Genomic DNA, 15,144 nt, shown 5'->3' with positions numbered 1-15,144 from the left:
GGAAAAATTATGAAACCAAAAAATTTGAAAAATAGAATTGTTCTTGTAAAAGGCGATATTACCGAATATCCTGCTGATGTGATTGTCAATGCCGCAAATTCTTCTTTACTAGGAGGCAGTGGTGTTGATGGTGCAATTCATAGAAAAGGCGGAAAAGAAATAACAGAAGATTGTATGAAAATACGTGCTTCTCAAGGGAAATGCAATGTTGGGGAAGCTGTTATTACAAGAGCAGGAAATATGCCATTTAAAAATGTAATTCATACAGTTGGGCCTGTCTGGCAGTCAGGAAAAAATAATGAAGTAAAATTATTTGCAGAAAAATTGTTAAAAAATGCCTATATTTCAAGTTTAGAATTGGCTGAAAAAAATAAACTGAAAAATATTTCCTTTCCAAATATCTCGACAGGAGTTTATAGATTTCCAAAAGATTTAGCTGCAAAAACGGCTATTAACGCTGTGATAGAATATTTGGAGAAAAATGATTTTATAGAAAAAGTAAATTTTGTATGTTTTGAAAATGAAAATTTTGAGATTTATCAAAAATTACTGAAAGAGAAAGGGATTTTATGAAGGAAGGGAAACTGAAAAAAATTATAAAAATAGACTGGACTATATTTTATTCCAAACCAAGAATACAAATTTTAGGAATTTTGATATTTTTGGATATAATGTTGCTTTTCTCAGTAACAAAAAAAATGGAAAAAGGCTTTAGCGTATCTTCTGTTTCAACTTCAATAGTTTTATTTATATTATTTATCTTATTAAATGGATTGTTTATTTTTTATTATAAAAATAAATTTCCTAATATAGAATTTTATGATGATTATTTTATTTTCAAAAAAGAGAAAGTGTATTATGAAAAATTAAAATATTTTTTCTTTAAGGACAATAGATTATTTCAAATGAAGAAGTTTTCTAAAATTTTGTATAAACCCGATGGCGGTAATTGGAAAAAGATAGATGGAAGCGGGTATGATTATGATTTATTTTCAGTATTTCAAAAATGTTTTTTAGAAAAGAATTTTTCAAAAGCAGTAGAAAATATTGAAAATGGCGGAGTTGAGATTTTTCCATTTCAAAATCAAGGTTTTGTGAAAAATAAATTTTTATTTTCAAGTGAAGAAGGATTGCAGGAATTGACTCAGATTTTTGAAGGTTCACCCAAAATACAAGTATCGAATAAATCTGTAACATTTGATAATGAGATTTATGATTGGAAAAATTATAATATTGAATTTGAAATTGGCACAATTACAGTAAGTGATCTGAAAAAGAATACGATTCTTGAAATTGAAGCTAAAAATACAGTAATTTGTCAGGAAATTTTATTAAAAAACTTAATAGAAAATTTTGATAAAAAATATCCTAAATTCTATTAGAAAATAAGAAAATTTGGAAAGTAAGAAAGGGAAATTTTGATGAAAAGATGCTTGTCAGGCTTATTAGGAATTATTTTGTTATTTTTTGTGATGACAATTGTTTATTGCCTATATTGCCTTTTTAAAATATTTGTTAATAAATACATACCTTTTTTTGAAGCACTGATTTTTTTAGGAATATGTAGTGGCTGGACATACGGACTAAATAGATATGATAAAAAAAATTTTGAAAATGAAAAGGATAAGAATAGAAGCAGATTTGAACCAAAAGAAAAGAAAGAGCCGTTAAATAAAGAATTACTGTCAGCCCTTTTTCTCGCATATATTCCAGCAATTATAACAATTTATCTTGGAAATGTGACTGAACTGGCATATTTTATAAGTTCATCTGAGAAAACAAAATTTACAGCAGAGTTTTTTTATTCGGTAAATGAAGTTTTCAATCAACGTTTTTTTTATAAAAATTTATTAATAGTATCAGTAACTTTTATAATATTTGGGACTTTTTTTAGTTTTAGAGCAGTTACAGAATATATGAAGAAGAAAAAAGAAGAGCTGGAACAATAAAATAATTATTAAAGATAATTATTTAATAAAATTTTTAAAGGAGACAAAACTATGAGTTTTATTACTGTAAAAAATTTGAGTTTTAAATATCCGAGCGGAACTGAAAATGTGCTTAATGATGTTTCTCTTGAAGTTAAAAAAGGGGAAAAAGTCGCAATTATTGGGCAAAATGGCGCTGGGAAAACAACGATGGTAAAAATGTTGAATGGATTGTTAAAGCCAGTAAGCGGAGATGTTGTTGTAGATGACTGGAATACAAAGAAATATACCGTTGCCAAAATGAGCCGAAAAGTCGGATATGTCTTTCAAAATCCAATGGATCAGATATTTCATAACAATGTTTACGATGAAATAGCCTTTGGAGCAAAAAAATTAAAATATTCTCCTGATGAAACAAAAAAAATGGTAGAAAATGCCATAAAATTAACGGAACTTGAAAAATATCAAAAGGAAAATCCGTACAATTTACCGTATTCCTTGAGAAAATTTGTTACAATTGCCGCAGTAATTGCAATGGGTTCAGACGTTATTGTAATGGATGAGCCAACAGCAGGGCAGGATTTTAGAGGAATAAGAGTTTTGCATAACTTGATTGACGAACTTCAAAAGCAGGGGAAGACAATTATTACAATAACTCATGATATGGAATTTGTAGTAAAAAATTTTGACAGGGTAATTGTGATGACAAATGGAAAAGTTATCGTTGATGGAGATAAACGTGATATTTTCTGGCAATTTGACACATTGGAGAAAAGCATGGTGAAACAGCCGTATATCAGTGATCTGGCTAAGGAAATGGAAATGGATGGAAAGGTTTTGTCTGTGGAGGAATTTGTGGGAAATTATGAAAATATGCGTTAGTTGTCTTGAGTAAAATAAAAAATGATACAAATTAAAATAGTTAAGATTTTAATTCTAAAGTAACAGATAGAGAAAAAATAGGGTTAAGTAGGAAACAATCTCAAATTTCTTGTATTAATACGATTCTCCATTTAAATAACGAAATTTAATTACTTAGAAATATTGAATTTTCTATTTCTTGTTGAAAAAGTTTTTAAAAAATTTGTTATTTAAATGCAGTTTAACATAATCTATGAGAAATTTGAGTTGCTCCTAAAATGTTTATTTTATTAATTTGTTGGTTTTATCACTTTAGTAAACAGCTTTCTTTTTGATTAAAATTTTTATAATTCAATTTCCCTGTTTCTATCAATTTTTTTAAAAATATCAGTATTTTTGAGCTTTTCTACATTTCTTTTCTTTTGACTTTTGTTTTCAATATTATTATTTATTGTAGTTATCATCATAAATAAAAATTTTTCCTGCCCCAAGTTGTAGTTTTTCACCTCATTACTTGCAGAAAGTGTTGCAATATTATTTAAATAATAGTCAATTCCCTTTTGAAATTCATTTTTTTCAACAAAATTCCGAATATTTAAAAAATGTAAACTTAACTTGTAGGAGTAGATTTCTTCATCTGACATTGTAAATTTGTCAGTTTCATTTTTATTGCTCAAAAGTTTTAGAGTTTCATCTATTTCATGCTTTAAGTTTTTCACGCCATTATCATTGGATTCTTCCTGTAATTTTATAAGTTTTAAAAATAAAGAATTTGGATATTTTTTATTTATTTGATTAATAATTTTGTTTTTCTCGTCTATATCTTCAATATTCCCATAATAACTGACTTTCATGCTCCAAATTTCATAATCTGCTGGATTAGCCTTTTCAAAAATGTCCATATATTTTTTTCCATTTCTTATATTTTTCAAGTAAAGGCTTGCCAAATAAGTTTCAGCGATTTTCCCAGCCACAATATAATTATTTCTATCCTTTTCAAGCAATTTTTCCAGTTTTTTCAAATATTCCGCTCCATCAATATCCGAAGTTTCAAAAAGCAGTCCATCGCCAATTTCTTCATCAAGTTTAATAGTTTCTTCAATAATTTCACGTTTAATCCCTTTTGCACTCAGTTTTTTATAGATAATATCACTTATGCTTTCTGCATTTCCAAAAATTCCAAATGTTAAAAATAATAAAATAGCAGTTAATTTTTTCATCTTGTTTATTTCCTTTCAATTTTTTGTTTATTATAAACATGCATATTTTTTCTCTTAAAGTCAAAAATACATTTCTTAATTTTTAAGAATTTTTACTATATTTTACATTATTGACAAAATTTTTTCAAATTAATTAATAAATTTTTTTGATATAATTCTTTTGCGAAAAAAAGATGCTTATAAATGAAAAAATTAGTTAAACTGTCTTAAAACTTAGAGCAGTTTTTATTTTTCAAAATATGGAAAATTTCCATAAATTGTGGTATTATTATTAGTAATGATATAGAAGAAACAGTAATAAAAAACACAAACATTGAAAAATATTATTAAAATTCAAACATAAAAATTATGTTATTTATTAATTGTTTTTTGTTTGGAGATATTAAAATAAGGCGGAAATGGATATGAAGACATATAACTTGCTTTATGAAAATTTAGAAAATGTGAAAATAAAAGGAGTTACAAAAGCAAACATTTCAAAATTTAGGAAATTGGGAGTTTTTACACTATATGACTTGCTTTATTTTTTCCCAAGGGCTTATGAGAATAGGAGCAATCATAAGAAAATTTCGGAAATTCTGGCGGATGAATTTGTGATTTTGCAGGGGACAATTGTGAATGTGGTTAATCAGTATATAAAGGCTGGGAGAACTATGTTTCGTGCGGTTTTGAGTGATGATAGCGGGATGATTGAGCTTGTGTGGTTTAATAACAGGTTTGTGAAAAATGGGATTCATATTGGCGATGAGATTATGGTTTATGGGAAAGTGAGAAAGGCTGTAAAATTTCAGCTTGTAAATCCTGAATATAAAAAAATCAATCAAGCTAGTTTTGATATGCAGGAACAAAAGCAGATATTACCCATTTATCCGTCTACAGAGTCGCTCAGACAGCAGGCAATCAGAAAAGTTATGGAAAATGCCTTGATGGATTACGGATATTTGTTGCAGGAAAATCTACCAAAGGAATTTTTGCAGAAGGAGAAGCTGCTCGGAAGAAAAGAGGCGGTTTTAAATATTCATTTTCCAGAAAATGAGGAAAAACAAAGCAAAGCACGTAAAAGATTTATGCTGGAGGAAATTTTACTTCTGGAAATGGGAATTTTGCAAAATCGTTTTAGTGTTGACAAGGCAAATAAGAATATTTATAAACTTGAGGACAACAAAAGTCTTGTGAGCAAATTTATAAAGGGTTTGGATTATGAATTGACAAAAGCCCAGAAACGTGTGATAAAGGAGATTTATTCTGAATTAAAGGCTGGAAAGATTGTAAATAGGCTTATTCAGGGGGATGTTGGTTCTGGAAAGACGATTGTTTCGTTTATAATGCTTCTTTATATGGTGGAAAACAATTATCAAGGTGTAATTATGGCACCGACAGAAATTCTTGCAACACAGCATTATCTAGGAATTGTAGATGAATTTATGAATCTTGACATACGAGTGGAGCTTTTGACTGGAAGTGTGAAGGGAAAGAAAAAGGAAAAACTGTTAAATGAGATAAAAGAAGGGCTTGTTGATATTGTGATTGGAACACATTCTCTAATAGAGGACAATGTAATTTTCAAAAATCTTGGGCTGATTGTAATTGATGAACAGCACAGGTTTGGGGTAACACAGCGAAAACTTTTACGTGACAAGGGAAATCTTGCCAATTTAATTGTTATGAGTGCCACTCCGATTCCACGTTCGCTTGCACTTACAATTTATGGAGATTTGGATGTATCGATTATTGATGAGTTGCCTGCTGGAAGAAGTCCGATTAAGACAAAATGGATACAAAATGAAATTGACAGACAAAAAATGTATAACTTTATGGAAAAGAAAATGAAAGATGGACGGCAAGTGTACATAGTGTCGCCATTAATTGAGGAAAGTGAGAGCCTGAATGTAAAATCGGCACAGGAAACATACGAAGAATACATTTCAATTTTTCCAAATAGAAAAGTAGGACTTATGCACGGACGGCAAACTTACAAGGAAAAGCAGAAAGTTATGGAACAGTTTAAAAATCACGAACTTGACATTCTAGTTTCCACAACAGTAATCGAAGTCGGAGTAAATGTTCCAAATGCCTCAATTATGGTAATCCGTGACGCCCAAAGATTCGGACTTTCTTCACTTCATCAGCTGCGAGGAAGAGTTGGTCGTGGAAAATACCAGTCCTACTGCTTTTTAGAATCCGAAACAACAAATGAAATTTCAGCAAAAAGATTGGAAGTTATGGAAGAAACAACAGATGGATTTAAAATTGCCGAAGAAGACTTGAAATTACGTAATTCAGGAGAAATTTTGGGAACAAGGCAAAGTGGAGTATCTGATATGCTTTTTACGGACATTGTAAAAAATGTGAAGGAAATCAAACTTGTGCATGATTTTGTAATGGAATATTTGGAAAAGAATGATGGAAAAATAAAAAATGAGTTTTTGAAAATGGATATTTATAGGAAGTTTTTTAATAATGCAGATTAAAGTACAGTAAGGAGAGAATTTTGTGAAACAGTATTTAGCAGATTTTGGACTACTTTTTGTGGGGATATTTTGGGGACTTGGGTTTGTATTTGTGAAGCTTGGGCTGAATACAGGAGTTGATCCGTTTTATTTATCAGCGGTTAGATTTCTTGTGGGAGGGCTTATTCTTTATGGAATTTTCTTTAGAAAAGTTGGTAAATTTACGAAAAAGGATATTTTGGCTGGAGTAATTGTTGGAATTTTTCAATTTTTTGGATATGCTTTCCAGACTTATGGGGCAATGCTCACAACTGCCAGTAAAAATGCCTTTTTTACATCGATTAACGTTGTAATTGTTCCCTATATTTTTTGGTTTTTGCATAAAAAGCGTCCTGATATTTTTGCATTTTTGGCTTCAGTTATTTGTGTAATGGGAGTTGCTGTGATAAGTTTTGACAGGAAGCTGAATATTGCAAATCTTAATTTTGGGGATATTCTGACGATTATAAGTGCAGTATTTTTTGCAGGACAGATTGCTACAAATGGATATTTCAGCAAAAAAGTTGAGCCGTTAAAGCTTGTTGTTATACAGATGTTTGCGGCTGGAATATTGTTTGCTGTAAATCTTTTTATTTTTTCAGATGTGAGTAAAATTCAAAAGCCTGCCGGAATGACACTAATTGCAATAATTTATTTAACAATCTTTTCAACAGCGATACCAACAGTGTTGCAGACATTTTGCCAAAAATACACAACTTCCACAAGAGCCTCGATATTAATGTCAACGGAATCGCTCTTTGCGCCACTTTTTGCATTTTTTATACTAAGTGAGAGATTATCGCTTAGAGTGGCAGTTGGGGCTGGACTGGTTCTTTTTGCGGTGCTTGTGTCGGAAACGAAATTGGGACTTAAGAAAATTGAGGAATAATAAATAAAAAATTAATTGATGTTTTGTATTAAAATTTATCAAATAATATGATAAAATAAAATGGATACTAATGAGTTTAATAAGGAGAGAAAAAACAAAAATGAAAATAGTTTTATATGGACATCCAACTTTACGTGAAAAATCAGAAAAAGTTGATGCAGTTGACGACAATGTAAGGGAAACTCTGGATGAAATGGTTGCCCTTATGAGAAAGGCTAATGGCGTGGGGCTTGCTGCAAATCAGGTGGACATTGCCAAAAGATTTTTTGTGCTGGAACATGATGGAGTTGTGAAAAAGGTTGTTAATCCGGAAATTTTGGAGTTTTCTGAGGAAATTACAGATATGGAGGAAGGATGCTTGAGCATTCCAGGAGTTTTTAAGAAAGTAAACCGTCCTGCGAAAATCAAAGTGAAATATTTGAATGAAAATGGAGAAGAAGTTGTTGAAGAACTGGACGAAATGTGGGCTAGAGCATTTCAGCACGAATTTGATCACATAGAAGGGATTCTGTTTACAGACAAACTTTCGATTATGAATAAAAGATTAGTTGCAAAAAAATTAGATGTCTTGAAAAAAGATTTTGCAAAAGGCAGAATTTACAGGGAGTTGGATTAGGATATTATTTTTATTTAAATATAGATTATTAAGTTATTGAATGGATTTTGAAAAAAGTCAGGAAAGTGGGAAAATTAAATGAAAACAATATTTATGGGAACGCCAGAATTTGCAATACCAAGTCTGGAAGTTGTGTTTAAAAATACTGACTTGCGGCTTATTTTCACAAAAGAGGATAAAATAAATGCTAGAGGAAATAAAATTATATTTTCCCCTGTGAAGCAGTTTGGAATTGACAATGATGTTGAAATTATTCAGCCCCAAAAAATGAAGGATGAAGAAGTTATAAACAAAATTAAGGAAATAAATCCTGATTTAATTGTGGTTGTAGCTTATGGGAAAATTTTGCCAAAAGAAATAATTGATATTCCAAAATATGGGATAATAAATGTACATTCCTCGCTTTTACCAAAATATAGAGGAGCTTCGCCTATCCATTCTGCCATTTTAAACGGTGATGTTGAAACAGGCGTGAGCATAATGTACATTGAGGAAGGGCTTGATTCTGGAGATGTGATTTTAAAGGAATATTGTGAAATTACAGAAGATGATACGCTTGGAACTCTGCACGATAAATTAAAGGATTTGGGAGCAGCTGGACTTAAAAAGGCGTTAAAATTGATTGAAAATGGGGAAGTTCAGGCAGAAAAGCAGGATGATAGCAAAGCCACTTTAGTAAAGCCTATTACAAAGGAGCAGGCAAAAATCAACTGGGATAACACAAAAGAAGTTATTTACAATCAGATTCGTGGATTAAATCCATTTCCAGCGGCACATACTTCCAATGAAAAAGGCGAAAACATAAAAATTTACAAAAGCGAAAAAATTGAAAAAAAATATGAAGATGAAACAGAAAATGGTACAATTGTCGAAATTATCAATAAAAAAGGGCCTGTTGTAAAAGTTGCAAATGGAGGATTATTGATTTTGGAGGCAAAATTTGAAGGGAAAAAACTTCAAAAGGGAGTAGATATTATTAATGGGCGTAAAATGGTAATTGGAGAAAAATTATTGTATAGCAGTTCTAGTTTAAAACAAGAGTAGAAAGTTAGGCTGTATTAGCCAATTCATTGCTTTTTACATATTTTTGCTATAATTTTTAAATGGATTGACTATAATTTTCTAATTTTCATAGGAGGAAATATGAAATTAAAAAAATTGGAAATTTCTGAAAGAGTTGTACAAAGATTGACAGAATATTTATCTATTCTAAAAGAAGCTCAAAAGCAGTATAACGAAATAAATTCCATTGAGCTTGCTAAAATTATGAACACCACTTCCGCTCAGGTACGTAAAGATTTATCGACATTTGGCGAGTTTGGTGTGCGAGGGAAGGGTTATGATATTGATAATTTGATAGAAATTATTACAAAAATTCTTGGAATTGATAAAATTAACCATGTTATAATTGTAGGACATGGTAAAATGGGAGAAATGATTTCCTCAAATCTTGATGTTCTAGGTGAAGGATTTAAAATTGTTGGAATATTTGATAAGGATAAGAATAAAATTGGAAAAATAACAGCAAACAATTTAATCGTTCAGGATATACAAAATGTTGATGAATTTATAAAAAATATGAAAAATGATTTTGACATAAGAATTGATACGGCTATTTTGGCAGTTGTGAAGGAACAGGCGCAAATTGCGGCAGAAGGGCTTGTAAGAAGTGGTATCTGTGCGATTCTTAACATGACTACTTACAAGCTGGAATTGGCTGAAAATGTAAAAGTTGTAGATATGGATATTTCTGCAAAGTTACAGGAACTAAATTTTTGGCGGTTAAATAATGCAAATCAGAAAATATAAAAAACGAAAGGAGATACTGCTAGAACTGATTTAGTGGTAAAAGCTATGACTATAATTGATGGAAAGGCGCTTTCAGAAAAAGTTTTGAAAGAAATTGAAAAAGAGCATAGTGAACTGGAAAAAAAAGCTGGCAGAAAAGCTGGACTTGCAGTAATTATGGCAGGAGAAAATCCCGCTTCACAAATTTATGTAAGAAATAAAATAAGAGCTTGTGAGAGAGTTGGATTTCATTCTGAAACAATTAGGTTTGATGAAAATATTTCAGAAGAAAGTTTGCTTTTAGAAATTGAAAAATTAAATAATAATAGCAATATAGACGGGATTTTGGTACAATTACCAATTCCAAAGCATATTGATGATTTGAAGGTTATAAATGCAATTTCAGCCGAAAAGGATGTTGACGGTTTTCACACAACAAACATTGGTAAAATGATGATTGGAGATGAAACAGGATTTTTATCTTGCACACCGGCTGGAGTGATTCAGATGTTTGAAGAATACAATATTGACTTGGAAGGAAAGGATGTCCTTGTAATTGGGCAAAGCAATATCGTAGGAAAGCCAATGACACTTTTGCTTATAAAAAAACGTGCAACGGTTCAGGTATGTAATTCAAAAACAAAAAATCTATCTGAAAAATTACAGAAAGCTGATATAGTGATAGCCGCCGCAGGTTCTCCAAAATTAGTGAAGGCAGCCGATGTAAAGGAAGGCGCCGTTGTAATTGATGTCGGAATAAACCGTGTGGGTGGAAAACTGTGCGGAGATGTGGATTTTGAGGAAGTTTCTAAAAAAGCCTCTTTTATTACTCCAGTTCCCGGCGGTGTTGGCCCAATGACAATTGCAATGCTGATAAAAAATACATTTAAGTCTTATAAACAGAAAATAGACAATTAAATTTTTGAAAATAAATAAAAAAGAAAGTGAGAAAACTAATGAGAGATAAAATTAAATTTATTGAAAAATTAGCTGAAAGTATGAATGAAAATAAGATTGAGTCAGTAAGGTATGAAGATAACAATTTTGAAGTTTCATTAACAAAAAAAAGAAAAGAAAGAAATGTTATTTTTAGCAGTCCAATGGCTCAACCTGTAGCGGCAGCAAATATCCAGAAAGAAGCACAAACTCAGGAACCAGAGGCATCAGTTGAAACAGTGGCCATTCCCGAAGAAATTTCAGGGACAAAAATTACTTCCCCTATGGTTGGAACTTTTTATGCCTCGCCATCTCCAACAGCTGGTCCCTTCGTAAAAGAAGGGGATTCTGTAACAGAAGGGCAGACACTTTGTATCGTAGAGGCAATGAAACTTATGAATGAAGTAAAATCAACAGTTTCGGGGAAAGTGAAAAAAATATTGGTAAATGACAAAGATAGTATAAAAAAAGGGCAGACATTGATGATTATTGAGTAAAATTTTAAAAATAAAAAAAGTAAAATCTTATTAAGATTATTTGAGTTTGGTTTTAAAGTTATTTTACCACTAAGTTATAAATTTAAAAAATAAAGAAGGGATAAATTTGGAAGAGAAGAGGATTTTGTTAAATGTTATTCTATTATTGGTTTTATTGTTTCTTACATCGTTTCTATCCGCTGCTGAATCAGCATTGTCATCATTAAAGCAGATTCATTTGAAAAGTGACTCAAAGGAAAAGGAAAAAACTAAGGAAAGTGAGCTTTTAAAATTTTGGCTTGAAAATCCAAATGAATTACTTACGACACTGTTATTTATAAAGACAATTTCATATTCATCAATGGTTTTTTCAGGAGTTTATTTAATAAAAAAAATTTATACAGAAAATCTTTATGTTGCAATTTCATTTTTTGTGTTAATTATTTTTATTCTTTTATTTTCTGAAATGATTCCAAGACTAATAGCCAGAAATAATATTTATGGAGTTTCCAAAACTTTAATAATACCGCTAAACACAGTACGGATTGTATTAAAGCCGCTGATTAAGTTATTTATACATATTTCAAGAGTTATTGTCGGAATATTCAGGATAAAAGTAAAAGATCAGATGTTTGAAATAACAGAAGATGAAATTTTGACATTTTTAAAGGCTGGAACAGAAAGCGGCGTGTTTGAAGAAGGCGAAGAGGAAATGATTACCAGCATTTTTGAATTTTCAGAAACGACAGTCAAGGAGATACTTACACCTCGAAGAGATGTATTTGCATTGGAAGCAGAAAGCAAAATTGACGATGTGTGGAATGAGATTTTGGATCAAGGATTCACACGTATCCCGATTTATACTGAAACAATTGACAAAATTGTAGGAACAGTACATATGAAGGACTTACTCCGTTACGATAAGCAGACTGGGGAAAATCCGCCAATAAAGGACTTTATGAAAGAAGCCTATTTTGTTCCAATCACAAAGCCGTTAGTTGAATTATTGGAAGAATTTAAATTAAAGCAGCTTCATATGGCAATAGTTATTGATGAATACGGCGGAACACAGGGAATTGTAACGATTGAAGACTTGCTGGAGGAAATTGTTGGGGAAATAAGGGATGAATTTGATCAGGAAGAGGAAAACATTCAGCAAATTCGTGAAAAAATATTTGATATAAAAGGGGACACGCCTATCGAAGAAGTCAATGACAAGCTGGGAATAGAAATACCGTTATCTGAAGAATACGACACTATTTCAGGGTATATTCAAGACAAGCTGGGAAAAGTTGCCGATGTCTTTGATCAGGTAAAAGACAATAATTTTGTATTAAAAGTTACTGACGTCGATAATAAGCGTGTTGAGAGAGTAAGGGCGATCATTATTGAACAGCAGGAAGAAGAAAAAGAAAAATAAGGAGAAAAAATGGAAGAAATAAGACCACGAATACGTGTGGCAGGAATTCTCATAGAAGATGATAAAATTCTGTTAATTCAGCATCACAAAAATAATAAAAAATACTGGCTTATCCCTGGTGGCGGAAATGACTGGGGTGAAACTTCTAAAGAAGCCCTTGTACGGGAATATAAGGAAGAAACAAATATGGATATAGAAGTTGATGAATTTTTGTTTTTTTCAGAAACAATTTTTCCAGACAAGGAGCGGCATATTTTAAATTTATTTTTTAGAATACACCGTAACAATAAAAACAATGACATCATCAAATTAGGAGAAGAAGCAGTTCTCGCAGATTTAAGATTTGTAACAAAAGAAGAATTGAAAACAATGACAATTTACCCAGATATTAAAGAAAATTTATTGAGGCTAATGGATGGAGAAAAAGTTGAAACTTATTTGGGAAGTCTATGGAATGAATGATTAAAAATATTTAGACTTAAAATTTATACATAATTTATAATTTATTGTAATTAAGAAGTTTAATTATATATTTGAATTTTTTGAAAATTGAACTGATACAAACTAAGTAAATTTAGGATTTTAAGAAAAGTAATAACTTTTAAGTTTAGTTTTAGTGGAGTTGCTATTAATTATATAATTTTAGAAAAGAGGAAAAATAAAAAATGAAAATAGAAGAAAAAGAAAAAATAGAAAAATTAGTCCGTTCAGTAGAAGATTTTCCAGAAAAAGGAGTAATATTCAGAGATATTACAACAGCGTTAAAAGATAAGGAAGGACTAAAAATTATTATAAAAGATTTTACAGACAGGTATAAAGATAAAGGAATAGATTATGTAGTAGGGGCTGACGCAAGAGGTTTTATTTTTGGAGCCGCAATAGCCTACAATATTGGAGCAGGATTTGTTCCCGCAAGAAAACCTGGTAAATTGCCTGCAGAAGTAGAAAGTGTAGAATATTCATTAGAATATGGAAAAAATAGTATTGAAATTCACAAAGATGCCTTTGGAAAAGGTTCAACAATATTAATAGTGGATGATTTGCTAGCCACAGGAGGAACTGCCAAAGCAATGGTTCAATTAGTCGAAAAACTAGAAGCAAAAGTGTATGAATTAGCATTCATGATAGAATTATCCGATTTAAAAGGACGGGAATTTCTTGAAGGTTATGAAGTTTACTCACAATTAAAATATTAATTTTAAATACCTGGTTCAATATTTAAGAAAATTTAACCATAAAAAATAGACCTGAGAAATTTAAAAATAAAAACTGGAAATTTCAAAGGTCTTTTTTATTTTTAGGAAGAAATTCTAGTTTCTTTAGAATTTATTTTTTTTAAATATTATTTTTTGGAATCACGTATTCCAGATATTAACAATGCAAGTCCTATCAATGCTATTAACAACATAAAGCCGAAAGTAAGAAAAGTAGATGATTCTCCTTTTTTTACCATCTCTTTATATGTAACCTTTTTTTCAAAAAAAGAATAGGATATTTTGTCGCTGTATTCAAGAACCCCATTTTTCTGAATTCCTGCCAATGTCATAATAAGAGGTCCATCATGAACTGACGAATAGCGCATACGGATATCTCCTATACTATTTCCATTTGTTATGTAGAACTCAAATATTGGCGTATCTACATGAAATCCTGAAGGGAGATTTTTCAGTTCATTTGGATTAAAATCTTTTTTATCTAGATTCTTTCCACTATTGGAAAGACGTTTTAAAAATTCGTTTGAGATTTTAAAATCACCTAATTTTATAATTCCAAAAAACTTAGTATAGCCTTCTGGCGCCAACTCCCATTTTATTTCCACTTTGTCGTCTACACGTTTTTCTTTACGGATTTCTTTTCTTCTGAAAACAACAGGATATTTAAAATGTAATCCCATTTCGTTATCATATGCATTTTCTACAATATCTGCTTTTCCTGAAATGATTACAACTTTTCCTTCATTTTCAGGTTTTATTTTAGGCTCTTCCAGATAGATTGCCCCTTTTAAGCCGCCGTCATTCTTACTCTCGTTAAATAAACCAGGTAATAATACAAAAAAGAACACAATCATCAAAATTCCAAAAAAGATTCTTTTTTTACCCATGATTTTCCTCCTCAATTTTTAAATTATAAATCAGATTAATCAGTAAATATTTTTAATGTTTCCTTTAATTAAATTATACCCTCATTTTATTATAAGTCAATTTAAAGTATAAAATTATTTTCTAAAAATGAATAGAATATTGTCAAGTTTAGTAAATTTTTTTATTCGAGTAAAATGATATTTATAATAATTTTTTACGCAAAATTGTGCTGCTATAATCCAAAATAGCAAGAATAATTCTTTCTAATTTTGTGGAAGATATTAGTATATCATTTTTACTATGTTTTTTTAATATATTTTAGTGCTGCACTTGATTATACAGTACACCATTACAAAAAATGCAAATTTTTTGAAAAAAAGTAGTTGACAAAGAAATCCAATTATGGTAATATATATCTTGTCGATACAAAATTGTGTCGA

The 15,144-nt window shown here is 30.4% G+C and carries 16 protein-coding genes; 14 read left to right on the top strand and 2 right to left on the bottom strand.

Going from position 1 to position 15,144, the window contains the following annotated elements:
- The first annotated feature begins 9 nt into the window (after positions 1–9).
- The 4 genes from HW275_RS05020 to HW275_RS05005 are packed head-to-tail and all read left to right on the top strand — an operon-like array spanning position 10 to position 2,810.
- Positions 10–573: a macro domain-containing protein gene (locus HW275_RS05020; RefSeq protein WP_218975092.1), complete on the top strand. Its 564-nt coding sequence runs from the start codon at positions 10–12 to the stop codon at positions 571–573.
- On the top strand, positions 570–1,382 hold the full coding sequence (locus HW275_RS05015) for a hypothetical protein (protein WP_178935525.1): 813 nt from the start codon (positions 570–572) through the stop codon (positions 1,380–1,382). The genes HW275_RS05020 and HW275_RS05015 overlap by 4 nt, the downstream gene beginning before the upstream one ends.
- Positions 1,383–1,421: 39 nt before the next feature.
- Complete coding sequence (locus HW275_RS05010; RefSeq protein WP_178935524.1) at positions 1,422–1,949, top strand: hypothetical protein; 528 nt, start codon at positions 1,422–1,424, stop codon at positions 1,947–1,949.
- Between the two features lie 51 nt (positions 1,950–2,000).
- Positions 2,001–2,810 carry an energy-coupling factor ABC transporter ATP-binding protein gene (locus HW275_RS05005; protein ID WP_178935523.1) on the top strand — a complete coding sequence of 270 codons (810 nt, stop codon included), beginning with the start codon at positions 2,001–2,003 and terminating at the stop codon, positions 2,808–2,810.
- Between the two features lie 323 nt (positions 2,811–3,133).
- Here the strand turns inward: HW275_RS05005 and HW275_RS05000 are convergent, their stop codons facing one another.
- Positions 3,134–4,009 (bottom strand): hypothetical protein, encoded by an 876-nt coding sequence (locus HW275_RS05000; protein ID WP_178935522.1) that lies wholly within the window; start codon positions 4,007–4,009, stop codon positions 3,134–3,136.
- A gap of 404 nt (positions 4,010–4,413) precedes the next feature.
- On the opposite strand from HW275_RS05000, the gene recG reads away from it, so the two are divergent.
- From recG to HW275_RS04950, 10 genes are all read left to right on the top strand, one after another.
- On the top strand, positions 4,414–6,480 hold the full coding sequence (gene recG, locus HW275_RS04995; RefSeq protein ID WP_178935521.1) for an ATP-dependent DNA helicase RecG: 2,067 nt from the start codon (positions 4,414–4,416) through the stop codon (positions 6,478–6,480).
- 22 nt (positions 6,481–6,502) lie between these two features.
- Positions 6,503–7,387, top strand: coding sequence for a DMT family transporter (locus tag HW275_RS04990; RefSeq protein WP_178935520.1), 885 nt, complete (start codon positions 6,503–6,505; stop codon positions 7,385–7,387).
- A gap of 100 nt (positions 7,388–7,487) precedes the next feature.
- Complete coding sequence (gene def, locus HW275_RS04985; protein WP_178935519.1) at positions 7,488–8,003, top strand: peptide deformylase; 516 nt, start codon at positions 7,488–7,490, stop codon at positions 8,001–8,003.
- A 78-nt stretch (positions 8,004–8,081) separates the two neighbouring features.
- Positions 8,082–9,047 carry a methionyl-tRNA formyltransferase gene (gene fmt, locus HW275_RS04980; RefSeq protein WP_178935518.1) on the top strand — a complete coding sequence of 322 codons (966 nt, stop codon included), beginning with the start codon at positions 8,082–8,084 and terminating at the stop codon, positions 9,045–9,047.
- A 99-nt stretch (positions 9,048–9,146) separates the two neighbouring features.
- Positions 9,147–9,812, top strand: a complete 666-nt coding sequence (locus HW275_RS04975) for a redox-sensing transcriptional repressor Rex (RefSeq protein ID WP_178935517.1) — start codon at positions 9,147–9,149, stop codon at positions 9,810–9,812.
- A gap of 45 nt (positions 9,813–9,857) precedes the next feature.
- Positions 9,858–10,709: a bifunctional methylenetetrahydrofolate dehydrogenase/methenyltetrahydrofolate cyclohydrolase FolD gene (folD, locus tag HW275_RS04970; RefSeq protein ID WP_178935516.1), complete on the top strand. Its 852-nt coding sequence runs from the start codon at positions 9,858–9,860 to the stop codon at positions 10,707–10,709.
- A 38-nt stretch (positions 10,710–10,747) separates the two neighbouring features.
- Positions 10,748–11,224, top strand: coding sequence for an acetyl-CoA carboxylase biotin carboxyl carrier protein (gene accB, locus HW275_RS04965; RefSeq protein WP_178935515.1), 477 nt, complete (start codon positions 10,748–10,750; stop codon positions 11,222–11,224).
- A 106-nt stretch (positions 11,225–11,330) separates the two neighbouring features.
- Positions 11,331–12,623: a hemolysin family protein gene (locus HW275_RS04960; RefSeq protein ID WP_178935514.1), complete on the top strand. Its 1,293-nt coding sequence runs from the start codon at positions 11,331–11,333 to the stop codon at positions 12,621–12,623.
- Positions 12,624–12,632: 9 nt separating this feature from the next.
- Positions 12,633–13,085 (top strand): NUDIX domain-containing protein, encoded by a 453-nt coding sequence (locus tag HW275_RS04955; protein WP_178935513.1) that lies wholly within the window; start codon positions 12,633–12,635, stop codon positions 13,083–13,085.
- Between the two features lie 203 nt (positions 13,086–13,288).
- Positions 13,289–13,819, top strand: coding sequence for an adenine phosphoribosyltransferase (locus tag HW275_RS04950; protein ID WP_178935512.1), 531 nt, complete (start codon positions 13,289–13,291; stop codon positions 13,817–13,819).
- A gap of 146 nt (positions 13,820–13,965) precedes the next feature.
- On the opposite strand, the gene HW275_RS04945 is transcribed toward HW275_RS04950, so the two are convergent.
- On the bottom strand, positions 13,966–14,724 hold the full coding sequence (locus tag HW275_RS04945) for a TMEM43 family protein (RefSeq protein ID WP_178935511.1): 759 nt from the start codon (positions 14,722–14,724) through the stop codon (positions 13,966–13,968).
- Between the last annotated feature and the right edge of the window lie 420 nt (positions 14,725–15,144).

Origin of the sequence: Leptotrichia sp. oral taxon 223, from assembly GCF_013394795.1 — a bacterium.
In the GTDB taxonomy this organism is placed as follows: domain Bacteria; phylum Fusobacteriota; class Fusobacteriia; order Fusobacteriales; family Leptotrichiaceae; genus Leptotrichia.
Note: the sequence above shows the minus strand (reverse complement) of the source record. Positions and strands in the feature narration are given on the sequence as shown.

Excerpts from the sequence above, each read along its gene's own strand:
- HW275_RS05020 (WP_218975092.1), top strand. The coding sequence starts at position 10 with ATGAAACCAAAAAATTTGAAAAATAGAATTGTTCTTGTAAAAGGCGAT.
- HW275_RS05015 (WP_178935525.1), top strand. The coding sequence starts at position 570 with ATGAAGGAAGGGAAACTGAAAAAAATTATAAAAATAGACTGGACTATA.
- HW275_RS05010 (WP_178935524.1), top strand. The coding sequence starts at position 1,422 with ATGAAAAGATGCTTGTCAGGCTTATTAGGAATTATTTTGTTATTTTTT.
- HW275_RS05005 (WP_178935523.1), top strand. The coding sequence starts at position 2,001 with ATGAGTTTTATTACTGTAAAAAATTTGAGTTTTAAATATCCGAGCGGA.
- HW275_RS05000 (WP_178935522.1), bottom strand. The coding sequence starts at position 4,009 with ATGAAAAAATTAACTGCTATTTTATTATTTTTAACATTTGGAATTTTT.
- recG (WP_178935521.1), top strand. The coding sequence starts at position 4,414 with ATGAAGACATATAACTTGCTTTATGAAAATTTAGAAAATGTGAAAATA.
- def (WP_178935519.1), top strand. The coding sequence starts at position 7,488 with ATGAAAATAGTTTTATATGGACATCCAACTTTACGTGAAAAATCAGAA.
- fmt (WP_178935518.1), top strand. The coding sequence starts at position 8,082 with ATGAAAACAATATTTATGGGAACGCCAGAATTTGCAATACCAAGTCTG.
- HW275_RS04975 (WP_178935517.1), top strand. The coding sequence starts at position 9,147 with ATGAAATTAAAAAAATTGGAAATTTCTGAAAGAGTTGTACAAAGATTG.
- folD (WP_178935516.1), top strand. The coding sequence starts at position 9,858 with ATGACTATAATTGATGGAAAGGCGCTTTCAGAAAAAGTTTTGAAAGAA.
- accB (WP_178935515.1), top strand. The coding sequence starts at position 10,748 with ATGAGAGATAAAATTAAATTTATTGAAAAATTAGCTGAAAGTATGAAT.
- HW275_RS04955 (WP_178935513.1), top strand. The coding sequence starts at position 12,633 with ATGGAAGAAATAAGACCACGAATACGTGTGGCAGGAATTCTCATAGAA.
- HW275_RS04950 (WP_178935512.1), top strand. The coding sequence starts at position 13,289 with ATGAAAATAGAAGAAAAAGAAAAAATAGAAAAATTAGTCCGTTCAGTA.
- HW275_RS04945 (WP_178935511.1), bottom strand. The coding sequence starts at position 14,724 with ATGGGTAAAAAAAGAATCTTTTTTGGAATTTTGATGATTGTGTTCTTT.